General features: G+C 64.5%; 23 protein-coding genes and 1 CRISPR repeat array. Of the genes, 21 read left to right on the top strand and 2 right to left on the bottom strand.

The window, feature by feature from the left end:
- Positions 1-164: 164 nt before the first annotated feature.
- Genes pabC through HF203_RS15690 form a run of 6 tightly spaced genes read left to right on the top strand, consistent with a single transcriptional unit; the run spans position 165 to position 4,865 of the window.
- On the top strand, positions 165-983 hold the full coding sequence (pabC, locus tag HF203_RS15715; protein ID WP_246221818.1) for an aminodeoxychorismate lyase: 819 nt from the start codon (positions 165-167) through the stop codon (positions 981-983).
- 11 nt (positions 984-994) lie between these two features.
- The gene (gene mltG, locus HF203_RS15710) at positions 995-1,999 is read left to right on the top strand and encodes an endolytic transglycosylase MltG (protein ID WP_246221817.1); all 1,005 of its coding nucleotides are present in this window, start codon (positions 995-997) and stop codon (positions 1,997-1,999) included.
- Positions 2,000-2,656, top strand: coding sequence for a dTMP kinase (gene tmk, locus HF203_RS15705; RefSeq protein WP_168671036.1), 657 nt, complete (start codon positions 2,000-2,002; stop codon positions 2,654-2,656).
- Entirely contained in the window at positions 2,653-3,654 is a 1,002-nt protein-coding gene (gene holB, locus HF203_RS15700; protein ID WP_168671035.1) for a DNA polymerase III subunit delta', read from the top strand. Before tmk ends, holB begins: the two co-directional genes overlap by 4 nt.
- Positions 3,655-3,707: 53 nt before the next feature.
- Positions 3,708-4,079 carry a PilZ domain-containing protein gene (locus HF203_RS15695; RefSeq protein WP_168671034.1) on the top strand — a complete coding sequence of 124 codons (372 nt, stop codon included), beginning with the start codon at positions 3,708-3,710 and terminating at the stop codon, positions 4,077-4,079.
- Positions 4,080-4,088: 9 nt separating this feature from the next.
- Complete coding sequence (locus tag HF203_RS15690; protein WP_168671033.1) at positions 4,089-4,865, top strand: TatD family hydrolase; 777 nt, start codon at positions 4,089-4,091, stop codon at positions 4,863-4,865.
- A 4-nt stretch (positions 4,866-4,869) separates the two neighbouring features.
- Here HF203_RS15690 and pap read toward each other — a convergent pair whose 3' ends face one another.
- Together pap and HF203_RS15680 are read right to left on the bottom strand one after the other, a co-directional pair.
- On the bottom strand, positions 4,870-6,450 hold the full coding sequence (pap, locus tag HF203_RS15685) for a polyphosphate:AMP phosphotransferase (protein ID WP_168671032.1): 1,581 nt from the start codon (positions 6,448-6,450) through the stop codon (positions 4,870-4,872).
- A 100-nt stretch (positions 6,451-6,550) separates the two neighbouring features.
- Complete coding sequence (locus tag HF203_RS15680; protein WP_168671031.1) at positions 6,551-7,033, bottom strand: acyl-CoA thioesterase; 483 nt, start codon at positions 7,031-7,033, stop codon at positions 6,551-6,553.
- 156 nt (positions 7,034-7,189) lie between these two features.
- Here HF203_RS15680 and cas6 point away from each other — a divergent pair, with 156 nt between their 5' ends.
- From cas6 to cas2 (HF203_RS15605), 15 genes are all read left to right on the top strand, one after another.
- Positions 7,190-8,119 carry a CRISPR system precrRNA processing endoribonuclease RAMP protein Cas6 gene (cas6, locus tag HF203_RS15675; RefSeq protein ID WP_168671030.1) on the top strand — a complete coding sequence of 310 codons (930 nt, stop codon included), beginning with the start codon at positions 7,190-7,192 and terminating at the stop codon, positions 8,117-8,119.
- 72 nt (positions 8,120-8,191) lie between these two features.
- Positions 8,192-9,295, top strand: a complete 1,104-nt coding sequence (gene csm6, locus HF203_RS15670) for a CRISPR-associated ring nuclease Csm6 (protein ID WP_168671029.1) — start codon at positions 8,192-8,194, stop codon at positions 9,293-9,295.
- A 97-nt stretch (positions 9,296-9,392) separates the two neighbouring features.
- The gene (cmr1, locus tag HF203_RS15665) at positions 9,393-10,616 is read left to right on the top strand and encodes a type III-B CRISPR module RAMP protein Cmr1 (protein WP_168671028.1); all 1,224 of its coding nucleotides are present in this window, start codon (positions 9,393-9,395) and stop codon (positions 10,614-10,616) included.
- A complete protein-coding gene (gene cas10 / locus HF203_RS15660) occupies positions 10,613-12,475 on the top strand; it encodes a type III-B CRISPR-associated protein Cas10/Cmr2 (RefSeq protein ID WP_246221816.1) in 1,863 nt (620 codons plus the stop codon). The genes cmr1 and cas10 overlap by 4 nt, the downstream gene beginning before the upstream one ends.
- A gap of 164 nt (positions 12,476-12,639) precedes the next feature.
- A complete protein-coding gene (locus tag HF203_RS15655; RefSeq protein ID WP_246221815.1) occupies positions 12,640-13,794 on the top strand; it encodes a type III-B CRISPR module-associated protein Cmr3 in 1,155 nt (384 codons plus the stop codon).
- A gap of 29 nt (positions 13,795-13,823) precedes the next feature.
- The gene (gene cmr4, locus HF203_RS15650; RefSeq protein ID WP_168671026.1) at positions 13,824-14,750 is read left to right on the top strand and encodes a type III-B CRISPR module RAMP protein Cmr4; all 927 of its coding nucleotides are present in this window, start codon (positions 13,824-13,826) and stop codon (positions 14,748-14,750) included.
- Between the two features lie 8 nt (positions 14,751-14,758).
- Positions 14,759-15,187 (top strand): type III-B CRISPR module-associated protein Cmr5, encoded by a 429-nt coding sequence (gene cmr5 / locus HF203_RS15645; RefSeq protein WP_246221814.1) that lies wholly within the window; start codon positions 14,759-14,761, stop codon positions 15,185-15,187.
- Positions 15,174-16,244 (top strand): type III-B CRISPR module RAMP protein Cmr6, encoded by a 1,071-nt coding sequence (gene cmr6, locus HF203_RS15640; RefSeq protein ID WP_168671024.1) that lies wholly within the window; start codon positions 15,174-15,176, stop codon positions 16,242-16,244. Before cmr5 ends, cmr6 begins: the two co-directional genes overlap by 14 nt.
- The gene (gene csx16 / locus HF203_RS15635) at positions 16,241-16,549 is read left to right on the top strand and encodes a CRISPR-associated protein Csx16 (RefSeq protein ID WP_168671023.1); all 309 of its coding nucleotides are present in this window, start codon (positions 16,241-16,243) and stop codon (positions 16,547-16,549) included. Before cmr6 ends, csx16 begins: the two co-directional genes overlap by 4 nt.
- Positions 16,546-17,460: a hypothetical protein gene (locus tag HF203_RS15630; protein WP_168671022.1), complete on the top strand. Its 915-nt coding sequence runs from the start codon at positions 16,546-16,548 to the stop codon at positions 17,458-17,460. The genes csx16 and HF203_RS15630 overlap by 4 nt, the downstream gene beginning before the upstream one ends.
- 23 nt (positions 17,461-17,483) lie before the next feature.
- A complete protein-coding gene (locus tag HF203_RS15625) occupies positions 17,484-18,641 on the top strand; it encodes a Card1-like endonuclease domain-containing protein (protein ID WP_168671021.1) in 1,158 nt (385 codons plus the stop codon).
- A 93-nt stretch (positions 18,642-18,734) separates the two neighbouring features.
- Positions 18,735-19,019, top strand: a complete 285-nt coding sequence (gene cas2, locus HF203_RS15620) for a CRISPR-associated endonuclease Cas2 (protein WP_168671020.1) — start codon at positions 18,735-18,737, stop codon at positions 19,017-19,019.
- Positions 19,020-19,025: 6 nt separating this feature from the next.
- The gene (gene cas1 / locus HF203_RS15615) at positions 19,026-20,015 is read left to right on the top strand and encodes a CRISPR-associated endonuclease Cas1 (protein WP_168671019.1); all 990 of its coding nucleotides are present in this window, start codon (positions 19,026-19,028) and stop codon (positions 20,013-20,015) included.
- On the top strand, positions 20,015-20,863 hold the full coding sequence (locus HF203_RS15610) for a CRISPR-associated endonuclease Cas1 (protein ID WP_168671018.1): 849 nt from the start codon (positions 20,015-20,017) through the stop codon (positions 20,861-20,863). Before cas1 ends, HF203_RS15610 begins: the two co-directional genes overlap by 1 nt.
- Positions 20,864-20,869: 6 nt before the next feature.
- Complete coding sequence (gene cas2 / locus HF203_RS15605) at positions 20,870-21,202, top strand: CRISPR-associated endonuclease Cas2 (protein WP_168671017.1); 333 nt, start codon at positions 20,870-20,872, stop codon at positions 21,200-21,202.
- 140 nt (positions 21,203-21,342) lie between these two features.
- A CRISPR array of direct repeats spans positions 21,343-23,079; the repeat unit is 37 nt; unit sequence GATCGAATCAGAGACCCGAATCCAAGGGGATTAAGAC.
- Between the last annotated feature and the right edge of the window lie 96 nt (positions 23,080-23,175).

The raw sequence follows: 23,175 nt of genomic DNA, 5'->3' as shown, positions 1-23,175 counted from the left end.
CCACGGGTCCCGGGGTGTCCCGGCGCGGCTGACCGGGTGCCCCCGGGGGGGCCGCCGCCGCCGCGGCGACGGCCACGGTGGTCCCTCCCGCTCGCTCCAGGAGTCGTGTGTTGAGCGATTCCAGCGTCCTTCCCCAGTTTCCCCGATCCACGTCAGGAGCCCCCTTGCGGGTCTCGGTCGATGGTCGTGTCGCGACCGATCTACCGATCACCGATCGTGCGCTGCACTATGGCGATGGTCTGTTCGAGACGCTGCTGGTGCGAGCCGGCCGGCCCTGTCAGTGGCCGCGTCATCTCGCCCGGCTCGGCCGAGGTTGTGCGCGCCTAGGGATGCCGTCGCCCACACCCGCCCTGCTGGAGTCGGAGATCAACGCCGTACTCGATGGGGTCGAGGAGGGCGTGCTCAAGCTGGTACTCACGCGCGGTAGCGGCGGGCGCGGCTATCGTCCACCATCACACCCGGCGCCACGTCGTCTGTTGCTGCTCTATCCGCATGTGCCCAGACCGGACTGGCGCGCCGGTGTAGTGGTGCGCTACTGTCGCACCCCGGTCTCGACCAACCCGGCACTGGCCGGGCTCAAGCACCTCAACCGTCTCGATGCGGTGCTGGCGCGGCAAGAATGGACGGATTCGGCGATCGCCGAGGGGCTGATGCGGACCCCGGATGGGGCCATCTGCAGCGGCACCATGAGCAACTTGCTGCTCTGGGATGGCGCGCGGTTACTGACCCCGGCGCTGGTCGATGCCGGGATCGCCGGCACCGTCCGCGACATCGCGCTGGAACAGGCCGAGCGCCAGGGCATCGCCTGGCAGCAGCAGCGGTTGTTCGCCGAGGATCTGGAACGAGCCCGTGCGCTCTTTCTCACCAATGCGGTGATCGGCGTCTGGCCGGTCGCCAGGCTCGGCGATCACGCCTACGATCTTGCCCGCCAGCCCTGGGATCTCTTGCATGCGGTGCGCGCCGCGGCGCACTCGCCCGGATGATGGCTCATCGAATGACCCTGTTGCGAATCCTCTCCATCCTGCTCATCGCCCTGGGCGCGCTCGGCGCCGGGTTGTGGTTCGACTATCAGCGCTTCGCGACCACCCCGGTCGTGCTCGAGTCCGAGTCCATCGTCTTCGACATCCCGGCCGGTAGCTCGCTCGGCGAGATCGCTCAGCGCCTCACCGATCGCGGGCTCATCGCCCATCCCTACTACTTCATCGCGCTCGCCTATCGCCATGGCGATCAGACCCGCATCAAGGCCGGTGAGTATACGCTGACCGCCGAGATGACCCCGGTCGACGTGCTCGAACGCATCGTCCGGGGTAAGGTGGTGCAGTACCCGATCACCTTGGTCAATGGCTGGACCTTCCGCCGTGCCGTCGAGGCCATCGACGCCCACCGTCACTTCGGCGGCGAGGGCTTGGCCGCGCTCACCGATGCCGAACTCATGGCCCAGCTCGGCCATCCCGGCGAACATCCCGAGGGGCGCTTCTTCCCCGACACCTATGCCTTTCCGCGCGGCACCTCGGGGATCGAGGTGCTGCGTCGGGCGATGCAGCGGATGAAATTGGTGCTCGCCGAGGAGTGGGCCGGTCGCGCCGAGGGGCTGCCCGTCGAGACCCCCTACGAGGCGCTGATCCTTGCCTCCATCGTCGAGAAGGAGACCGCCGCCGCCCACGAGCGGGCCAAGATCGCCGGGGTCTTCGTGCGGCGGTTGCGCATGGGCATGCGACTGCAGACCGACCCCACCGTCATCTATGGCATGGGCGAGCGCTACGCCGGCGATATCCGTCGCTCCGACCTGCGCGAGGCCACCGCCTACAACACCTATGTGATCGACGGCCTGCCACCGACACCGATCTCGCTGCCCGGTCGTGGCACCATCCACGCGGTGCTGCACCCGGCCGCAGGCGATGCCCTGTTCTTCGTCTCCAAGGGCGACGGCACCCACAAGTTCTCGGCCACCTATGCCGAACACAAGCGCGCGGTGCGTCGCTATATCCTGGGAAAATAGATGTCTGCACCAACCGAACGCGGTCGTTTCATCACCCTCGAGGGCATCGAGGGCGCGGGTAAGAGCACCCAAGTCGAACACCTCGCCGGGCTGCTGCGTGCCCGTGGGCGACGCGTCATCACCACCCGAGAGCCCGGCGGTGCACCGCTCGCCGAGCGGATCCGGGCGCTCTTGCTCGATCCCGAGCACGGCGCCATGTGCGAGACCACCGAGCTGCTGCTGATGTTCGCCGCCCGTGCCGAACACCTCGACAAGACCATCGGCCCGGCGCTCGAGGCCGGGGTGTGGGTGATCTGTGATCGCTTCACCGATGCCACCTATGCCTACCAGGGGGGAGGGCGTGGACTCGATATCGCCCCTATCGCCACCCTCGAACAGTTGGTGCAGGGCGCGCTGCGTCCCGATCAGACCCTGGTGTTCGACCTGCCGCCGGCGCAGGGGTTGGCCCGCGCCCGTGCCCGCACCGGCGCGAGCGATCGTTTCGAGCGCGAGACCCTACGTTTCTTCACGGCGGTGCGTGATGTCTATCTGACGCGGGCGGCAGCCATGCCCGAGCGCTATCGGGTGATCGATGCCGCCGCCCCCCTGGAGGCGGTCAACGCCGAGATCGCGCGGTTGGCCGTGGAGCTGGATCAGACCCTCGGGGCAGCGCGATGAGTACGCCGCGCGACCCGCTCCCACCCTGGCTCGTCGCGCCCTGGAAGCGGTTGCAGCAGGCCCGTGCCGCCGATCGGTTGCCGCATGCGCTGTTGCTGAGCGGCCCGGCCGGTGTCGGTAAACGCATGCTGCTCGAGCAGTTGGCCCAGGCGCTGATCTGTGCCGCTCCCGATGCCGCCGGCCGGGCCTGTGGTCGCTGTCCAGAGTGTGTGTTGCTCGCCGCTGGTAACCATCCGGATCTGGTGCGGGTCGGTCCCGAGCCGGGGGCCAAGTCCAACGACATCCCGATCGCCGCGATCCGCACCCTCTGTGCCGGCGAGGCGCTGACCCCGAACCGGGTCGAGCGTCGGGTGGTGTTGATCGACCCGGCCGATCATCTCAATGCAGCGGCGGCCAATGCGCTCCTCAAGACCCTCGAGGAGCCGGTCGGGCGCACCCTGCTGTGTCTGGTCGCCGAGCATCCCGAGCGGCTGCCGGCGACCATCCGCAGCCGCTGCCAACAACTGCGCATCGCGTTGCCTGCAGAGGCCGAGGCGCTCGCCTGGCTGCGCGGGCGCCTCCCCGATGCCCAGGCCGAGCTGGCGCTGCGTCTGGCCCATGGTGCCCCCTTGAACGCGTGCGTTCGCCTCGACCCCGAGCGCCTGGAGGCGCGCACACAACGCCTCCAGGGCTTCATCGCGCTGGCCCGTGGGGAGCGCGCGCCGCTCGAAGAGGCCGCGGCTTGGAACAAGCTCGGCGCCGCGTTACTCTTGGAGTGGATGGCCGGCTGGCTGTGTGACCTGTTACGGTTGCGTGCGAGCCCGACGCCGCCGCGGCTCGACAATCCCGACCAGCGCGAGGCCCTGGCGGGCCTGGCCGCGCGTCTCGACCCGGTGGCCGGACACCGCTTCCTCGGACGCGTCCTCAAGGCCCGCGCCTTGTGCGAGGGCAGTGCCAATACCCAGTTGTTGCTCGAGTCACTGGCCATCGAATGGCGCGAGCTGGCCGCGGCCGGCTGACGCGACACCATCCCGTGTGATGTCCGCACGCACTCACCCCGAGGGCCTGTTCGATGAGTTCACCGACCAACTCGCTGGGCGCGCTGGGTGGCCAGCAGCGCATCCTCAACTTCGCCATCCGCGACAAGAGCGCGCTCTACGCCTCCTTCATGCCCTATATCAAGAACGGTGGGTTGTTCATCCCTACCACCAAGCGCTACCAGCTCGACGACGAGATCTTCCTGCTGCTGCAGCTGATGGACGAGACCGATCGCATCCCGGTGGCCGGTCGGGTGGTCTGGATCACCCCGCCCGGCGCTGGCGGGAATCGTTCGGTCGGTGTCGGGGTGCAGTTCAGCGATCAGGACAAGGGCGCGGCGCGGCGCAAGATCGAAGAGTACCTGGCGGGCATGCTCAACTCCGAGCGGCCCACCCACACCATGTAGGCTGTTTTGATGCTGGTTGATTCACATTGCCACCTCGATCGGGTGGACCTGACCCCCTATGACGGCGACTTCGCCGCACTGATCGCAGCGACCCGCGCCGCGGGTCTCTCCCACCTGATGAGCATTGCCGTCGAGCTGGAGCACTATCCGGCGATGCGTGCGCTGATCGAACCCTATCCCGAGGTCTTCTGCTCGGTCGGCGTCCACCCCACCGAGAACGACGGCGAGGAGCCCGACGTGGCGCGCCTGCTCGCGCTCGCTGACGACCCCCGGGTGCGCGCCATCGGTGAGACCGGGCTCGATTACTACCGTGGTGCCGAGGACGCCGAGCGCCAGCAGCTCCGCTTCCGTACCCATATCGCCGCCGCGCGCGCCTGCGCCAAGCCGCTGGTGATCCACACCCGCCAGGCCCGCGCCGATACCCTGCGAATCCTGGAAGAGGAGGGTGCGGCCGAGGTCGGTGGCGTGGTGCACTGTTTTACCGAGGACTGGGCGACGGCGCGCCGTGCCCTCGAACTCGGCTTCCACATCGGTTTCTCCGGGATCGTCACCTTCAAGAACGCCGCCGAGCTACGCGAGGTGGCGCGTCAGGTCCCGGACGAGCGCCTGCTGATCGAGACCGACGCGCCCTATCTCGCCCCGGTGCCGCATCGCGGCAAGTCCAACCAGCCGGCCTGGGTCGCCCATGTGGCCGAGTGCCTGGCCGAGGTGCGCGGCTCGACCCCGGAGGCTGTCGCCGCGCTCACCCGCGACAACGCACTGCGTCTGTTCGGGCTACCCGGCTGAGTCCTCACTTGTCCTTCTTGTCCGTGGCCGCGCGCTTGGCTGGTTGCGGGCGGCGCTCGCCGCAGGGCAGATAACCGGCCGGGGGGCGCTGCTCGCCCTCCAGTGCCTCGGTCAGCGCGGCGCAGATGGTGCGTAGCACCTTGATCCGCGCATAGGGCTTGTCGTTGCCCTCGACCAAGGTCCAGCCGGCATGACGGGTGCTAGTGCGCACCACCATCTCGTTGATCGCCTCCTTGTACTGCGGCCACTTCTCGCGGTTGCGCCAGTCCTCGTCGGTGATCTTGTAGCGCTTGTAGGGGACGTTCTCGCGGTCCTTGAAGCGCTTGAGCTGTTCGTCCTGGCTGATGTGCAGCCAAAACTTCAGCAAGATCACCCCGCTGTCGACCAGCTGTTCCTCGAAACGGTTGATCTCGGAGTAGGCGCGGCGCCACTCGGCGTCGCTCGCGAAACCCTCGACGCGCTCGACCAACACCCGCCCGTACCAGGAGCGATCGTAGAGACTGATGTAACCGGCACGCGGGATCTGACGCCAGAAGCGCCACAGATAGTGGTGCGCCTTCTCCTCGTCGTTGGGTGCCGCCACCGGGATGGCGCGATAGAGTCGGGCGTCGATGGCGTTGGTGATACGGCGGATCGCACCGCCCTTGCCACCGGCGTCGACCCCCTCGAACACCAGCACCGTCGAGCGCTTCTGGGTATAGGCGCGCCAGGCCAGTTCGTTGATCCGGTTCTGCAGCGCCTTGAGTTCGTCCTTGTAGGCGTCGCGCTCGAGCGCGAGCGCGAGATCGAGCTGATCGAGCAGGGTGATCCGGGCCTGTTCGCCGACCGGTAACTCTGGGCTGCCGATGCTTGGGGTCTGTTCATCGGGCGGGGTATTGGCGGCCAGGCGCGAGCGCATGGCATGGAGCAAGGTCTTGCCGACGGTGAGGTCGCGATAGCGGCGATTACCGGCCTCGATCAGGTACCACGGCGAGATCCCGCGATCGGTGTGCATGATCACCCGTTCGGCGACCTGCTCGAAGGCAGCGTACTGCTCGGAGAACTTGCTCTTGTCCGGGAGCATCTTCCAGCGGCTCTTGTCGTCGCGCGAGAGTTCCTTGAGCCGTGCCTTCTGATCGGACTCGGACATATGGAACCAGAACTTGACGATCAGCGTGCCGTCCTGGATCAGCATGCGCTCGAAATCGACGATGCGATTGAGCTCGGCGTCGAGTTCGGCGTCGCTGCAGTGGTCGCGGAAGCGATGCTCGATCGGCGTCTGGTACCAGCCGCCGAACAGGATCGCCATCTCCCCGCGAGCCGGCAGCGCTCGCCAGAAGCGCCAGTAGCGCGGGCGTTCGCGCTCCTCGTCGGATTCGTCCCAGAAGGCGAAGGTCTGTACCCCGCGGGTGTCGAGCCACTCGTTGAGGCGATTGACCACCTCACCCTTGCCCGCCGCCTCGATCCCCGAGATCAGCACCACCACCGGCACCCGCGCCGCTTTCAGCTCGCGCTGCGCGGCCAGTAGGTCGGTACGCAACTGTGCCTGTTGCTCCTTGAAGTCCTGTTTGCTCACCGAGCGGCCGACCTTGGTTGCCTCGAACATGGTGGGGATCCTCGTGTTGCGGGAAGGGGGACGACGCTGCCGCGTCGCGGCTCGACGGGTGGCGTGGGCGGCAACGCTGAGACGCCCGCGCCAGGCGCGGCTAGTCGGCTAGCTCCGCCGGTGGCGTGATCCGGCGCGGACGGCCGTTGTCGTCGACGGCGACATAGGTGATCGCTGCGGCAGCGGCCTGGTGGCGGCTGGCCGGATCGGGCTCGCGCTGGGTCCAGATCTGGACCTCGATCGTCACCGAGCTGTTGCCGAGGTGCTGCATGCGCGCGAACAGATCGACCAGATCACCGACCAGCACCGGAGCGAGGAAGCGGAACTCCTTGACCGCCACCGTCGCCACCCGGCCCTGTGCCACTTGAATCGCCACCGTGCTCCCGGCCAGATCCGCCTGCGCCATCAGCCACCCGCCGAAGATGTCGCCATAGGCGTTGGTGTCGCTCGGCATCGCCACCACGCGGGTGCCGAGGTGCCAGAGACGCGGATCGGTCACCGGCGCCGCCGTCGGGTCGGTCGGCACCACGCAGGTGTCGGAAGAGGTGGGGTTCGGTTGACGGGATTCGAGGGTTGAAGACATGGATTGCTTGAATGTTTGATCAAAAAGGTTGTTGCCGATCTTCGCACAATCGGCAAGGTCCTGACACTGCGCGGCAGGGCACGGACAGCGGCCGTCGTGTCGGGATTGGTTACAATGGGGACATTGAATGTGTCGTAGCACTGGAGGCTCAGAACCATGCCGCGTCCAACCTTCCCCGCGTTGATGCGGTTTCGCTTCCGCCTGCGCGCGCTCGAGCCCATCGCGCTGCCAGCCTATCCCGGCTCGACCTGGCGTGGCTTGCTCGGTCACGGTCTGCGCCATAGCGTTTGCGTGACCGGCGCGCCGGTCTGCGATGGCTGTCTGCTGGCGCGGACCTGTGTCTATTCTACGCTGTTCGAGATCCCGGCCGACGCCCCCGCCAACACCCCACATCCCTTCCTCCTCGACCTCGATCCCGAGGCACCGACCAGACTCGCCGTCGGCGATAGCTATCGACTCGGCATCACCCTGATCGGCACAGCGATCGCGCAACTGCCCTATCTGATCCACGCCTTGACACAGGCCGGGACACAAGGGGTGGGCCGGGCGCGGGGACGTTTCGGTCTGGAGGCAGTCGACTGCGAATCCCGGCTCGGTGCCGCTGACTGGAACCCGATCTATCGTGCTGGTCAGCAAGGATGTCGTGTACCAACGGCGCTCCCTCCTCAGGCGCCACCCGATATCCCCGAACGCATCGGCGTCAAACTGCGCACGCCACTGCGCCTCAAGCGTGCGGGGCGTTTCGTCGGTGCGCGAGAGTTCGACGTCGATGACTTCATCCGGGCGCTCTATCGCCGTCTCGGTGCGCTGGCCGCGTGTCATGGCCTGACGCCGGATGTGTTCATGGCTGGCTATCCGCGCCCGGCGCGTGGCAGTATCGATATGCGCGTAGATGAGGTGCGTTGGTTCGATTGGACGCGCTTTTCGTCGCGTCAGCAGCGCCAGATGCAGTTCGGGGGGCTACTGGGTGAGCTGGAACTCAGTGGCGATGGATTGGCCGTGATCTGGCCCGCGTTGTGGCTTGGTCAATGGACGCACATCGGTAAGGCAACGGCCTTTGGGCTCGGCGGCTATCGGCTTGCGTGAGCCGTCTCCACAAGCTTGTGGGGCGAGACAATGGCCTGGCACTCGAGGATGATCTCGATCGTCATGGATACGATGAACCCCCGATCTTTCCCCCGGCGTGTCATGGTCGCCGTCACCGGCCTCTCCCCGCAGGTCGTCACCGAGACGCTGTTCGCCTTGGCGGTGGGCGCACCCGATCCCTGGGTGCCGACCGAGGTGCGTTTGATCACCACCACCGCAGGTGAGCGTCAGGCGCGCGAGAGTCTGTTGTCGGAGGACCCCGGCTGGTTCCATCGCCTGGTGCGCGATTACGACCTGCCGCCGATCCGCTTCGATACCGACTGTCTTCAGGTGCTGAAAGACGCCGCCGGCGTTCCCCTGTCTGATATCCGCACCCACGCTGATGGGCTTGCCGCCGCTGACCAGATCTGCGCACTGGTGCGTGGGCTCTGTGCCGATGCCGGCTGTGCCTTGCATGTGTCGATTGCCGGTGGACGCAAGACCATGGGCTACTCGGTTGGCCATGCCCTGGGGCTCTTCGGCAGACCCCAGGACCGGCTCTCGCATGTGCTTATCTCAGACCCTTTCGAATCCTGCCGTGAGTTCTTCTACCCCTCGCCAACCCGGCGCATGGTCGCCACGCGTGAGGGTATGGCCGATGCCCGTGATGCGGATGTCAGCCTGGCCGACATTCCGTTTTTGCGCTTGCGCGATGGGTTGCCGAGACGGCTGATCGATGGAGATACCGGTTTCGGTGAGTACATCGAGGCGGCTCAACGGGCGTTGGCTCCGCCGAACCTGCTGCTGAACATTGCCGAGGGTGCCGTATACGCCAGTGGTGAACGGGTAGGCATGCCACCGGCACAGTTCGCCTTCTACCTGATGATGGCCGAGCAACGGCGCGCGGGGATCGATGGCCTACGTTGGGACGACGACGGCGTCGCCCATCAATTTCTCCGGGTCTATCGACGCCTGGCCGTTGCCGGTGATGTCGAACGGGCAGAGGCGGCATTGGCCGCAGGGATGACCAAGGAGTATTTCGAACAACGCAAGACACTGAGTAATGCGGCGCTCAAGGACGTGCTCGGTCCCCAACTCGCCAGGCCCTATCTGATCGTGCGCTCGGGTAAGCGTCCCCGTTCGCGGTTCGGGTTGCAGCTCGATCCCGAGGCGATCGAGATCCAGCTGCCGCACTGAGGTGACGTCGGTCCCGGCGTCGAATGTATGCGAAACCCAGGTCCGTGGCCTTGTCTGGCGAGCATGGCACCACGGATCCGGCCAAGGAGGTCTCACCATGAATAGACGCAGCAGCCCACCGCCCTGCGATCTCGACACCCTCAAGGATGCCTGGCAGCGGGGGCACACAAGCCAGTCTTCCGATCGCGCCCTGACCCTGAAATGCAAGCTGGTGACGCCGCTCTACGGCGGTGGCGTCGAGGCCGGCGAGGTCGATAAAGACTTGCCGATTCGCGCCTCGTCCATCCGTGGGCAACTGCGCTTCTGGTGGCGGATCGCCTGTGGCGGGGAGGACCGTGAGCGTTCCGAGCGGTTGTTCAAGCGCGAGCAGGCGATCTGGGGAGGGATCGGGGCTGAGGGGCCGGTCGCGAGTCGGGTGCGGGTGCAGGTGCGTAGACCGCAGACACCACGGCCGAAGCTGATCGGCGCACAGGGCTTGAAGCTGGACTACGCGTTGTTTCCTGCGATCAGCGATGGGGCCGAACTGGCAGAGTCGGGAATTGAATTTTATTTAACTGTTTCGTTTGCTGCGGATCTTGCCGAGCCGGCGCGAGACGAAGTGCGAATGGCGTTGCGCTGGTGGGCGAGCTTCGGCGGGGTCGGGGCGCGCACCCGAAGGGGGCTGGGTGCGGTCGAGGTCGAGTCCTTGGTGCCGGTCGATGCCGATGAAGTGGAGGATGCTGGTGGCCGGTTGTGCCTGGGGCGTCAGGCCCCGGATGCACGCAGTGGCCATGAGCGAGCAGTCGGACTGTTGAAATGTTTCCGCCAGGATGAGGGGGTGGGGCGAAACCACGGTTCGAAAAAATGCCCGGGCCGCAGCTGCTGGCCCGAACCCGATGCCATCCGCCAGCTGAGTGGTTGCAGCTCGCGGGATCATGCCAAGCCTTTCGTCGATTATGAGCCGGTGTTCCCGCGCGCGGCCTTCGGTCTGCCGATCGTGTTTGACTTCAAGGGGCGCGGGGAACCTTCTGGTTTTGTGCTCGAACCCGCCGATCTCGAAAAAGAAAAGCGCGAGCGCATGGCCAGTCCACTGATCCTGCGGCCCTATCGCGATGCGCAAGGGCGTTGGCGTCCGGCGGCGTTGTTGCTGCCAGGCTGGGAACAGGCATTGAATCAGTCGCTCAAGTTTTCCTCGTCCACCACTGACAAGAACAGACCGCAACCCTGGCCCGCTGATCCACAGGACCGCGCTCGTCTGGCAGAGCAGGTCAAGCCGTTGAAGGCGACCGGGCAGACCGATGCGTTGCGCGCCTTCATGGCGTTCTTCGAGCAGGAGGCATGATGAAGGACTATCTGATCACCCTGTCGATCGGTCCGGTACAGGGGCTGATCGCCTCGGCGCGCCGTACGCGTGACCTGTGGTGCGGCTCCTGGCTGCTCTCGGAGGTCTCCAAGGCCGCGGCCTTGACACTGCACCGAACGCAGCCCGGCTGTCTGGTGTTCCCGTGTCTGAACGAACCGGAGACCAAACTCGCGCCCGATGACAACCCCGGCGATACCGCCAACGTCGCCAACATCCTGCGCGCCGAACTCGCCCTCGCTGACGATGCCGCGGCGCGTGCGCTGTGTGCCGAGGCGGCCGAGGCCGCCCGCGTCCGGCTGCGCGAGATCGGCGAGCAGGTGCGTCAGGACAAGGGCATGGCGCGCTGGCTGCGCGACGAGTCGCTGTGGTCGAGTCAGTTCGACGACCTGCTCGAGATCTTCTCCGCCTGGGTCGAGATCGACCCGGAACAGGGGGCCAAGGCCGCCAGCGAACGGCTGGGCAGCGTCCTGGCCGCACGCAAGGCGACGCGCGACTTCGCGCCGCTCACGCCTCCTGAGGGCGCGGGTCTGCCCAAGTCTTCGCTCGATGGTGTGTTGGAGACCGTGCTCCAAAAGGGTGTGCATGGTGATGTCCGCGCGGCGCGTCGTCTCGGGCTGGCGTCTGCCAACGAGCAGCTCGACGCCCTCGGCGTGATCAAACGCCTGGCGGGTGACCCGGAGCAGTTCACCCCTTACTCGCGGATTGCTGCCGATCCGTGGTTGCGCAGCCTCGACGAGGCTACGCGTGCTCGCCTCGGAGCGGCCTACGAACCGCTGATCAAGAAGCAGATCGCCACCCGCGTCAAGGGGAACGGCGAGACCTATCGCAACTTTCCCTATGACGCCCAACTGCTCTTCGCCTTCCGGCTCGACAACCAGATCGAGCAGTTGCGTGCCGAGGCCCGGCGTCAGCGGAGCGACGAGCAGCTGCGAGCGGATCAAGGCGCGCTCGACGAGCTGCGTCGCACGCTGGAATCCGTGACCAGACGCCACGGCACCCCGGTCCCCTATGCCGCCATCCTCAAGGCCGACGGCGATCGCATGGGCAAGCTGCTCGACGCGGCACGCTCGACCGAGGACTCGCGGATGATCTCGCATGAGCTGCACAAATTTGCCAGCGGCGTGGCCGGGATCGTACGCGACTATCAGGGTCACGCGATCTATGCCGGCGGCGATGACGTGCTGGCGCTGGTGCCGCGCGACCGGGCCGTGGACTGCGCCAAGGCCCTGGCCGTGGCGTTCGAGCAGGCCATGGCGCCTTGTGCCCGAGCGCTGGCCTCGGACGATGCGACACGTCGCGCCGAGATCAGCCCCACGCTCTCGGTCGGGATCGGCATTGGTCACCTGATGGAACCGCTCGGTGCCTTGCGTCAGCGTGCCGACGCCGCCGAGAAGCTGGCCAAGGACGGCATGCCCGGCTCCAGCGAGGAGCGCAATGCCCTGGCCATCCAGCTCGGTATCCGCTCCGGCGGCGAGCTGCGCTGGCGCGCACGTTGGGACGAGCCGGACAAGCTGGATATGCTCGACGAGCTGGTGAAGAAGCACTATCACGACAGTGCGCTGACCACCCGGGTCGCCTACGACCTGCGCAATAGCGCGCGGCGCCTGAGTTGGCTCGACGACCAGCCAGACGCCGCCCTGCGCAAAGGTATGCGGCGCGCCGAGCTGTTGCGCGTGCTCGATCGCACCCGCACCGAGCAGGGTCAACTCGCGTCCTCGGTCTCCAAGGCATTGGAGAGGCATGCCTGCGCGCTCGGTTGGAACCTCGGCCTGTTCGCCGACACCCTGATCATCGCTCGCTGGCTCTCGGCGCGCACCGCAGCGGAGGTGAATCCATGACCAAGAAGAAGAAATCGCAAGGACAGGGGAAACGGATTCGCTACGACAAGCAGCGTTCGCGGAGCGCTGTCGATCGTTCGACCACACGGGCCACGCCAAGAGGGGCGCGTGCGCGGGCCGTTTCCGTGCCGGTGTGTCGCGCCGATCCTCCGTCACCGAGCACGTTGGTCACCCTCGATCCGCTGGCACCGGTGATCGTCCGCTCCGGTCGGCCCTTCGACGCCAGCAACGGGTTGGACGAGGCGCGCTTCCCGCCGCCCTCGACGCTCGCCGGCTGTCTGCGCACGGCCTGGGCGAGACAGACGGGGACCGACTTCGGCCCGGCGCTGCTCGATGCGGTGAGCGTGCGCGGTCCGCTGCTGTGGCGTGAGGGCGAGGGGACCGCGCCCGATGTCGCTCCCGCGCTGCTGGTGCCCAAGCCCGCCGACGCCCTCTATCTGGCGCGGGAGGGGGAACGCGAGCCGTGCTGCATCCGTGCCGAACCCCATGCGTTCGAGGAGGGGTGTGGCAGCGACCTGCCGCAAGGTCTGGTTCCGGTGCAGTTGACCGATCCGATCAAGGGCAAGCCCAAGCCCGGTCCTCGCTGGTGGACGCTCGCGCAGCTACTCGACTTCCGGCGCGGCGCGACCCTGACGTTCGATGCGCTGCTCGAACAGGGCTGGACCCCGGCCACCGAGCGCCGTACCCATGTCGCCATCGATCGCAAGAGCCATGCGGCCAAGACCTCGCAGTTGTTCCAGACCAATGGGTTGGACTTCATGCCGGATCAGCCTCTCGATCCGGCGGGGCAGGCGCCTGCCGCTACCCGACGGCTGCGGCTGCTGGCGCGCTGCGATCAGCCGTTGCGCGCCGGTCTGGTCCATCTCGGTGGCGAGCGGCGGCTCGCGGCGTTGGAGCCCAGACCCGAGTCGCAGTGGCCTGCGGTGCCGGAGGGCTGGTTCGAGCAGATGGTGAAGGTGGGCGGACTGAGCCTGACCCTGCTCACCCCGGCCGCCTTCGCGGCCGGTTTTCGCCCCGGTTGGATCGACCCCGACACCCTGGAAGGCGAGCCGCCCGAGGCCCCCGGCGTGCACCTCAAGCTCCGGGCGGTTGCCTGTGAGCGCTGGCAGGCCAACTCGGGTTGGGATCTGCACAAGGGTGAGCCGCGCCCGACCCGGCGGCTCGTCGCCGCGGGCAGCGTCTACTGGTTCGAACTGGTGGGCGATCACGACCCGGCGGCATTCGAGTCGCTGTGGTTGAGCAACATCAGCGACGCGGCACAAGACCGCCGCGACGGCTTCGGGCTGGCGCTGCCGGCCCCCTGGACGCCGTGTGCCTGATCGATGGATCACTGAAAGGACGATACCCAATGGATACGCACATCTTCCACCTCCATGCACTCTCGCCGCTGCACTGCGGCACCGGGCAGTCGACCGGCGTGGTCGATCTGCCGATCGCGCGCGCTCGCGCCACTCGCCTGCCGATCGTGCCCGGCTCGTCGCTGCGCGGGGTGCTGCGCGAGCATCTGAGCGTGAGCCCGGACAACACGACACGCGTCGAGCGGCTCTTCGGCCCGGCGCAGATCCGCAGCAACGAGCAGGCCTTTGCCGGCGCGCTTGCGATCAACGATGCCCATCTGCTGGCGCTGCCGGTGCGGGCGCTGACCGGCATCGTCTGCTATGCGACCTCGCCCTTCGTGCTCCGGCGTTATGCCGAGGATCTGCGTCGCGCCGGCGAGTCGCTGCCGGATCTGCCCGCGGCGCCCGCCGCTGGCGCAGTGCGCTTGCAGCAGGACTCGCCCAATCGGTGCGAGAGCGGCGAGTCGCCCGCGACTCTGGTGCTGGAGGATCTCGATCTGCGAATCGAGTCCGACTCCGGTGGCCTGCTTGCGGCCTGGGCACAGCAAATCGTCGAGCGTGTCTTCCCTGGTGATGCTGACTCGCAGGCTCAGATCGGTCCTCGGATCGCGCTGTTGCCGGACGATGTCTTCGCCTTCCTTGCCGAGACCGCGACCGACATCAGGACACGAATTGCGATCAATCCGGAAACCGGAACAGTCGACAAGGACAAAGGCGCCCTCTGGTACGAGGAGAACCTACCCGCAGACAGCCTACTGTGGGGCGTCTACGCGGTTGCCGCGTCTCGTCATCCCGAGGATCGGGAAGAGGGGGCCACCCCGGAGACGGCGGACGCCTTGGCGGCTTGTCTGCCTGACGGGGGCGCGCTGTTGCAGATCGGCGGCAAGGCCGGGGTCGGGCGTGGGCTGGTGCGTTTTCTGCGCACCTGGGGGGTGTGACCATGCAGATGCGAGCACATCGCCTTGCGACGGCGGCCTACAGCTGTGTCGACCACATCGGTGGGGGAATTGATGGGGTCGATCCGAAGCGTTACGACGCGATCGTCCATCGGTTGCCGGGCATGATCCTGCAGCATGGTCTTGCTCAGAGCAGTGGTTTCCTGTTGGCCAAGGGGAAGGGGCCGAACGCGGGTGAGCACCTCCGGGTGCTCGACGACCTCTGTCAGGTACTGCGCGAGGCCGGCGTCACCGAGGCTGCCCATGGTGAGGACCTGCATCAGCGATTCATCAAGGCCGATCTCGCCGACACCATGGCGCTGACCCGGCACGCATTGGATGCAGCCGCCTGGCTCAAGCGCTATGTGCAGGGGGTGCTGCGCATCACCGCGACCGGCGATCCGGCGATCGAGGAGGGGCGCAACCATGAGTCAGACTGAATCGACCGTCTTGCAGCGCGAGGCGGTGAAAAAGTTGTACAGCGAGGTTGGCAAGGAGAGTTCGGCCCATCCCGGTCTGCTGATCCAACGCGGGCTGGCGGTGCACGGTCAGGGCGACAAGGAGGCGAAGACCAAGCACATTCGCGCCATCTGCGGGCTCCAGCCTGGCACCTTCTACTGTGCTGCCTTCGAACGTTGGCGTAACGCGACCGCCGATCCGCTGCGTTTCACGCAGCTCACGCTCGCGCTCGAAACACGGTTGTTCATCGGTCTCAGCGGTGGCGGAGCGCTGGAGACGGGCTGTGCCGTCGGTCACAGCCACGGCGCGCCCTATCTCCCCGGGTCGAGCGTCAAGGGTGTGGTGCGTGCGTACGCCGAACGGAGCAAGTTCGCGAAACGGCATCCAGAAGCGATTACCGAGTTGTTCGGGGTCGAGCCACAGGAAGAGAACCCCGAAAAAAAGAAAGAGCACCCCGAGGGACTGGCGGGACTCGTGACCTTCCACGATGCCTGGTGGGTGCCCGATACCAAGAGGCGTTCGCCCTTCGTGCCGGAGGTCGTCACCACTCACCATCTCAAGTACTACGGCTCCGAGGGCAAGACGCCCGCCACGGATCTCGACAGCCCGATCCCCAATGCTCAGATCGCCGTGCGTGGCAGTTTTCTGTTCGTGCTCGAAGGACCGCCGGGGTGGCGTGATCTCGCCGCCGAGATGCTGCGCTCGGCGTTGAGCGAACGTGGGATCGGGGCCAAAACGAATAGTGGCTATGGGTGTTTTCAGGAAATCCCTGAGAGCTGTGAATGGCTTGAGGAAAAAATAGGAGCGATTATAAAAAAGCATAATTCAAAAAGAAAAGATGTCTTGCGAGGAAAACAGTTGGCAGAAGCTGTCGATGAACTGACTGACCCTAAAATCCAGTCAGATGCAATTAAAGTGATTAAGAGTTTATGGGTAGAAGAAAAAACTTGGGATGAATCGGTAAAACTGAAGGGAAAAAAAAGAGAGGCGAGAGAAATCTATTTCAGGATCTTAAAGAAACTTAATGGTGATGTATGACCACCTACTTCGTCACCCGCCACGCCGGTGCGCTCGACTGGGCGAGTGCCGAGGGGCTGACAGTGGATCAGCGGCTCGAACATCTCGACGCTGAGCGCATCGAGCCAGGCGACGTGGTGATCGGCTCGTTGCCGGTCAGTCTCGCGGCCGAGGTGTGCGCCCGTGGGGCACGCTATCTGCACCTGACGATGAACGTGCCCTCCGGGCTGCGCGGGATCGAGTTGAGTGCCGCGCAGATGCGTGCCTGTGGTGCCCGGCTCGAGGCCTACCGGGTCGAACGGCTTGCCGCCGATGGTGCGCCATGAGCGATACGCAACACAGGATCGCGCCGAGCTTGAAGAGCGCGCGTGCACGTCAGGTGTTGGACCAACTCCTGATCGGTGGTGGGCGGGAATCGATGCTGATGGTGCTCGCCCTGCTGATTGGCCTCGGCTGGTTCACCGACAGCCTGTTCGAATGGGTTGCCGATGTCGGCACATGGATCGAGGGCGGCGCTGTCGAGGATTGGGTGCCGGTACATCGGGTGGTGGCGGTGTGCTTTTTCGCTGCTGTGGTGTACCGGTTGCGCATGTTGGCAGAGGCGGCACGGGAGCGATTTCGTCCTCAGGTCGAAACCATCGGGGCACCTCCGCGAGCGCGGGCGCTGATTCTCTACCTCAGCAACCTGAAGGCTGAGGTCTTTGATGGCTTGGCGACAGCGAGCGCTTCGTTTGACGGCGTCGAATCCTTCCGTAAATACGCTGAACGTGAAGACATCAGGCGGAGTATGCCCTGGCGCATGCCGATCGAGGCGATCGCGCATCATCGTACGCACCTCTCTCGGATCGTCTTGATCTGCTCACAGGACGAACCTGATGGGCCAGGAAGTGCCTCTCAACGCCCACTGTTCGAGCAGTTGGTGAGGCGCTGCTTCCCCGGTCATGCATTCACCATCGAGTGCGCCGAAGGGGGGGCTCAGGGTGACGACCCGGGCGTCGGTTTCAACGACATCAATGCCTTGGTTCGATTGACCGATATCGCCTTCGAACGGTTGGTGGAGGAGGCGAGAGTCGCTCCCGCCGACATCCTCATCGACATCACCAGTGGCAGCAAATTGTGCAGCGTGGCCGGAGCCGTGGTTGCCCTGGCCGAGGGCCGACGGGTGCAGTATGTCAACGGCCAGTATCAGGTTCAGGTTCAGGACGTGAGCTATGTACTCGATGATGGCGATCACTGAGGCCGTCAGCAGGGAGCAAATCAATGGACATCGACACCCATCTCTACCTGGTCTCTGCCCAGGTCGTCCCCAATCTCACCCCGGCGCTTGATCCCTCAGTCGCGCCGCGGACGGTGATCCTGCTCTGTCATGCCGGCATGCGCGCCCAGACCGAGGCGCTGACCGCAGTACTGAAAGGCCGTGGGATCAGCGTCGAGCACTGGCCGATCGACGACCCCTGGGATCTGGAGCATCTCCAGGAACGCGTGCTCGAACTGCTCGCACGCTTCAGTGAGCAACCGGGGCGTATCGCACTCAATGCCACCGGTGGCACCAAGCCGATGAGCATCGCCGCCTACGAGGTCTTCCGTGCCGCCGGGGCGCCGATCTTCTACGTCCATCCAGAACTCGATCAGCTGATCTGGATGTCGCCCGCCGACCGGCCCAACGTGGCACTCGACAACCGGCTGCGGCTCGACGTCTTTCTCCAGGCACACGGCGCCTCGGTCGAGTCAGCGATCGGTGAGGCGGTTCCTGCGGCACAGCGCGAGCTGACTGCCTGGCTGGCGGCGAATACCGGACGGTTGGGCGAGGCGATCAAGACACTCAACAGGCTGGCCTATGAGTCAGAGGGTGTGCTGCATTCCCCTGGAATCAGTACTCGTGACACGCGGGATATCGAGCTACGCACACTGATCGAGCGCCTGGAGAGCGCCGAGGTGCTGCGGTTCGAAGAGGGACGTCTGCACTTCCCGGATGAGAAGGCACGCTTCTATGCCAATGGCGGCTGGCTCGAAGAGCACGTCTATGACTTGGTGCGCGCGCTGCGTCGCGCGCATCAGTGCGGCATCCAGGATCTCGCGCGGAGCCTGCAGATCGTCCGTCGTAACCAGCGTGACCAACCGGTGCGCAACGAACTCGATGTCGCCTTCCTCGCCGAGAATCGGCTGTACCTGATCGAGTGTAAGACCCGGCAGTGGCGCAAGGACCGCGATCAGACCGGGCCCGGCAGCGAGGCGCTGTTCCGGCTCGATGTGCTCGCGGACCTGCTCGGTGGCCTGCAGGCGCGCGCCATGCTGGTCAGTTATCACCCCGTAGACAAATGGGTGAAGCGCCGCGCCGCCGATCTGCGCATCCAGGTGTGTGACGGCGCTCGGCTCGCTGAGCTGAGCAGCGAGCTAGAGCGTTGGGTCGGTTGCTGAAAACCGTTCGTTGTGGCTTGCTCGCACCCTTTTCGGGTTGCCACAAGCTTGTGGCAACTGCCTTGCCCGAACGTTGACGTTACCCTGTCCGCCATGAGCCAACGCCAACTCTTCATCGCCGCTTACGACATCTCCAGTGACGAGCGCCTGCGTGACGCGTTGCTGGTCCTCAAAGGCTATGCCAGCGGTTGCCAGGAGTCGGTGTTCGAATGTTTTCTCACCCCGGCCGAGCGCCGTGATCTGCTCGGCGCCGTGAACGGGATCATCGATCCCGAGGAGGACCGATTCGTGCTGATTCGTCTCGATCCCCGTGGCAAGGTGCGCACACGTGGTCGCGCCGTGGTGCCCCGCAATCCGCCTTGGTTCTACGTGGGGTGATGACTCATGACCACGCTCTATCTCGATCGTCGTGATACGCGGCTCGATCTCGAAGGGCGTGCGTTGGTGCTGCGGGTCGCTGGTCGGCGCGAGGGAACCGTGCCGTTGCACCTGCTCGAACGCGTGGTGATGCGCGCCAACGTGACGTGCAACAGCACCCTACTGGCGCGGTTGGCCGCTGCCGGGGTGGCCGTAACCCTCTTCGGCGGTCGTGGCGGACGAAAACAAGCCACATTGGTTAGTGCCGCGCACAATGACGCCGCCCGCCGGATCGGGCAGATGCGCCGTTATGACGATGCCGATTTCCGCCGTCGCTGGTCTCAGCGTATCGTCGCCGGCAAGATTCGGGGGCAACGCCGGCTGTTGATCGAAGCGCTATCGCTGCGTCCTGATTGCCGTCACCCGCTGTTCAAGGCCGTCGCCGCACAAGATCAGGCCCTCGATCGGTTGCGTGTCGGTATTGCCGATGACCTTGCGACCTTGCGAGGCATCGAGGGCGCGGCAGCCGCCGGGTTCTTCCGCGGATATTGCGCACTGTTTGCTCCCCAACTCGGCTTCAATGCGCGGCGGCGACGTCCGCCACCGGACCCGGTCAATGCCGCACTGTCGCTGGGGTATACGCTGCTCCATGCCGAGGCGGTACAACAGGCCCACGGTGCGGGGCTCGATCCGCTCATCGGTTTCTTTCACGAACTCGGCTTCGGGCGTGCCTCGCTGGCCTGCGACCTGATCGAACCGCTACGTCCTCAGGTCGAACGCTGGGTATGGGAGCTGTTCAAGAGCGAGCGGTTGCGGTCGTCGCATTTTCAACGCGACGGCGATGCCTGCCTGCTCGGGAAGCAGGGGCGGGCGCGTTTCTTTGCCGCTTATGAAATCTTTGCCCGGCCCAGACGGCGACTGCTCAGGCGTTGGATGCAGCACATCGCGCGCGAGCTGGCGCGCGCTGCGCCGCCTGTTGCCTCAATCGTTGATTCCATGCCAGAGGTTGGAGACTGATGCAACATGACACCGCAAATGATCATCGACGCGCTGTGACGACGCCGGCCGCGCAGCCGCTGTATATCGCCCCGGCTGATGAGACCTGGGTTGGACTCGATGGCCCTGCGTTACGGGTCACCAGGCTTTCCGGTGCGCCTCAACTCTTTCCGCTACAGCGCATCGGTCGCATCCAAAGCAACCAGCGGGTCGACTGGGAGACGGCGGCGCTGTTGGCCTGTGCCGAACACGGTATTCCAGTCGTCTTCATCGACGACGAGGGTGCGGTACAGGCGCGTTTGCTCGGGCGTCCTGGTCTACGCGATGAGCTGAGCACCCGGCTACTGGAATTTCTGCTGCGTCCCGAAGCGCTCGGTATGTTTGAGCATTGGTGCGGGCAACATGGCGCGCGCGCAGCGCGTTGGGCAGCATTCAAGCTCCGCATGAAAGGGGAGAAGGCTCGACGGCTGTCTCCACGCGAGGTCCGTAACAGGATCAACGACAGTGCTGAGGCATATGCTGGCGCGCGCGATGCACTGCGTACTCGGCAGTGGTTGCGCACACTCGCCTACGGCTGGATGGAGTCGCATCTACGTGATCTCGGACTCGGTCGCACCACTGAACTGAGTCAGGTCGGTCAGCCGCAACTGGCCTCGGAGTTAACCGATATTCTGTTCTGGTATCTCGAACCGGCCCGGCTCGGTTGGCTCAAACGTCGACAATTAGCAGCGGCTCGAAAAGGAGAGCCTCGACGTTCGCCGACCCAGCGTGAAGTGGTCAGGTTGTTCGAGCGAAGAGCGACCCGAGCAGCCAGACATGGACGCGAGATCACCTCGGCGTTACATCGTTGGCTCATCCATGAGACCTGACCGATCATGGCACGAAAAAAACTCTTCTTGCTTGCCTATGACATAGCCGACGATGGTCGCAGAAATCGGGTGCATCGTGAGGCCACAGATCTAGGCGTGGCGTTGCAGTACTCGGTGTTTCTGATTCCGGCGACGGTGGCCGAGATCGATCGTTTCTTGTCGGTGATCGACGGCATCATTGATGCTCGTGCCGACGATATTCGTGTGTATCCCTTGCCATCCAGGCTTGAAGTCTGGCGTTACGGACGCCAGTCGCTGCCGCTCGGCACGTCCTTGATCATGGACGAACCCCTGGCAGAGGCCGTGACCAAACTTGTCGGTACGCCCCAACTCGATTAACGTGTCTGTACCTTCCAACAACGTCGGAGCCTGGGAGATGTCGCGGCTTGCTGTTCTGCACGTCAACTTTCGACGCCGTCAAAAAAGTGCGATACGGGTTTGTAGCGCATTGTTTGGGAAGTGTTTTTTGTTGTTAGTCAGATCGAATCAGAGACCCGAATCCAAGGGGATTAAGACACGCCTTCAGGCGTGGAGACCAAGTACATCGCAGATCGAATCAGAGACCCGAATCCAAGGGGATTAAGACTGGGTTTGACTTGCGACACCGCCTCGACAGCTTGGATCGAATCAGAGACCCGAATCCAAGGGGATTAAGACCTTGCTTGGACTCGTCGCGTGTGATGCCGAACTGATCGAATCAGAGACCCGAATCCAAGGGGATTAAGACCTGTTCGATCAGGTGTTCCGCGGTGGTTTCCAGCGGATCGAATCAGAGACCCGAATCCAAGGGGATTAAGACACCTCGAACTCGCCGGGCCGGAGCCCACGGCTTCGATCGAATCAGAGACCCGAATCCAAGGGGATTAAGACCGTCCGCCTCGGCGGTGCCCTGAATCTCGGCCGCGATCGAATCAGAGACCCGAATCCAAGGGGATTAAGACGTGGATTGAAACTGTTTGCAGGATCTAGTACCTCTGATCGAATCAGAGACCCGAATCCAAGGGGATTAAGACACCTTCCTCGCCGTTTGACACGACCCACAAATAGGATCGAATCAGAGACCCGAATCCAAGGGGATTAAGACGTTAATGATGTCGGTGTTGTATGTCGCGTAAAAGATCGAATCAGAGACCCGAATCCAAGGGGATTAAGACCCATGTCGCCCACATAAAGCAGTTCAATCCCCAGTCGATCGAATCAGAGACCCGAATCCAAGGGGATTAAGACGCCGGCATCAGTGATGCCGGCGGCGAGCAGTGCGATCGAATCAGAGACCCGAATCCAAGGGGATTAAGACTGCCCGCACTCGGGACAGCTACCAGGACCAGCCGATCGAATCAGAGACCCGAATCCAAGGGGATTAAGACCGACCAGATCAGCGACGGCGGATTGGGTTCCTGCGATCGAATCAGAGACCCGAATCCAAGGGGATTAAGACGCTAGCCGGGCCGAAGCCCGGCGGGGTTGGTTGATCGAATCAGAGACCCGAATCCAAGGGGATTAAGACCCATCGCGGCAGCGTGGACCACGACCGCGCCCTGATCGAATCAGAGACCCGAATCCAAGGGGATTAAGACTCGTGCCGACTGACGAATGCGAAGACCATCTTGCGATCGAATCAGAGACCCGAATCCAAGGGGATTAAGACCCAGGACCAGCGTACTGGGCGGTGGTGTTGCAGTGATCGAATCAGAGACCCGAATCCAAGGGGATTAAGACCAAGCTCGTCGAGGAAGCAAGCCTCGACGAACTGATCGAATCAGAGACCCGAATCCAAGGGGATTAAGACCCCCTTCGAAGGGGGCCGAAGATTCCAACCAAGGATCGAATCAGAGACCCGAATCCAAGGGGATTAAGACAACTGGAAGTCACGCACCGCACGCTCGGTATCCGATCGAATCAGAGACCCGAATCCAAGGGGATTAAGACGCCCGGCTGGAGAGTCGGCGGTACAGCCTTCTCGGGATCGAATCAGAGACCCGAATCCAAGGGGATTAAGACGGCGAAATTGGGAAGGTAAGGAAGACCCCGCGACTCGATCGAATCAGAGACCCGAATCCAAGGGGATTAAGACGATATAGCCTTGCGCAAAGTCGGCGGCTTCATTGATCGAATCAGAGACCCGAATCCAAGGGGATTAAGACGGAGTGTGCCGCCTTCCGTGTATAGGGTTGTGGTCGATCGAATCAGAGACCCGAATCCAAGGGGATTAAGACCTGTCTCGCCTGCGGGGGACGGATCGTTTCCTCCCAGGGCTATCGCATCAAGGATCTCTAATATTATAAGATGCCAATATCTTTTGATATCAGTCT

The sequence above is a fragment of the Marichromatium bheemlicum genome (assembly GCF_012276755.1).
Lineage (GTDB): Bacteria > Pseudomonadota > Gammaproteobacteria > Chromatiales > Chromatiaceae > Marichromatium > Marichromatium bheemlicum.
The sequence above is the reverse complement of the archived record's forward strand: the minus strand, read 5'-3'. Positions and strand labels throughout refer to the sequence as shown.

Coding starts and splice junctions, on each gene's coding strand:
- cas2 (WP_168671020.1), top strand. CDS start 18,735: ATGAGCCAACGCCAACTCTTCATCGCCGCTTACGACATCTCCAGTGAC.
- tmk (WP_168671036.1), top strand. CDS start 2,000: ATGTCTGCACCAACCGAACGCGGTCGTTTCATCACCCTCGAGGGCATC.
- HF203_RS15690 (WP_168671033.1), top strand. CDS start 4,089: ATGCTGGTTGATTCACATTGCCACCTCGATCGGGTGGACCTGACCCCC.
- HF203_RS15680 (WP_168671031.1), bottom strand. CDS start 7,033: ATGTCTTCAACCCTCGAATCCCGTCAACCGAACCCCACCTCTTCCGAC.
- cmr6 (WP_168671024.1), top strand. CDS start 15,174: ATGAGTCAGACTGAATCGACCGTCTTGCAGCGCGAGGCGGTGAAAAAG.
- pap (WP_168671032.1), bottom strand. CDS start 6,450: ATGTTCGAGGCAACCAAGGTCGGCCGCTCGGTGAGCAAACAGGACTTC.
- csx16 (WP_168671023.1), top strand. CDS start 16,241: ATGACCACCTACTTCGTCACCCGCCACGCCGGTGCGCTCGACTGGGCG.
- holB (WP_168671035.1), top strand. CDS start 2,653: ATGAGTACGCCGCGCGACCCGCTCCCACCCTGGCTCGTCGCGCCCTGG.
- HF203_RS15625 (WP_168671021.1), top strand. CDS start 17,484: ATGGACATCGACACCCATCTCTACCTGGTCTCTGCCCAGGTCGTCCCC.
- cmr5 (WP_246221814.1), top strand. CDS start 14,759: ATGCGAGCACATCGCCTTGCGACGGCGGCCTACAGCTGTGTCGACCAC.
- HF203_RS15610 (WP_168671018.1), top strand. CDS start 20,015: ATGCAACATGACACCGCAAATGATCATCGACGCGCTGTGACGACGCCG.
- HF203_RS15695 (WP_168671034.1), top strand. CDS start 3,708: ATGAGTTCACCGACCAACTCGCTGGGCGCGCTGGGTGGCCAGCAGCGC.
- cas1 (WP_168671019.1), top strand. CDS start 19,026: ATGACCACGCTCTATCTCGATCGTCGTGATACGCGGCTCGATCTCGAA.
- HF203_RS15630 (WP_168671022.1), top strand. CDS start 16,546: ATGAGCGATACGCAACACAGGATCGCGCCGAGCTTGAAGAGCGCGCGT.
- mltG (WP_246221817.1), top strand. CDS start 995: ATGACCCTGTTGCGAATCCTCTCCATCCTGCTCATCGCCCTGGGCGCG.
- cas6 (WP_168671030.1), top strand. CDS start 7,190: ATGCCGCGTCCAACCTTCCCCGCGTTGATGCGGTTTCGCTTCCGCCTG.
- cas10 (WP_246221816.1), top strand. CDS start 10,613: ATGATGAAGGACTATCTGATCACCCTGTCGATCGGTCCGGTACAGGGG.
- csm6 (WP_168671029.1), top strand. CDS start 8,192: ATGAACCCCCGATCTTTCCCCCGGCGTGTCATGGTCGCCGTCACCGGC.
- cas2 (WP_168671017.1), top strand. CDS start 20,870: ATGGCACGAAAAAAACTCTTCTTGCTTGCCTATGACATAGCCGACGAT.
- cmr4 (WP_168671026.1), top strand. CDS start 13,824: ATGGATACGCACATCTTCCACCTCCATGCACTCTCGCCGCTGCACTGC.
- cmr1 (WP_168671028.1), top strand. CDS start 9,393: ATGAATAGACGCAGCAGCCCACCGCCCTGCGATCTCGACACCCTCAAG.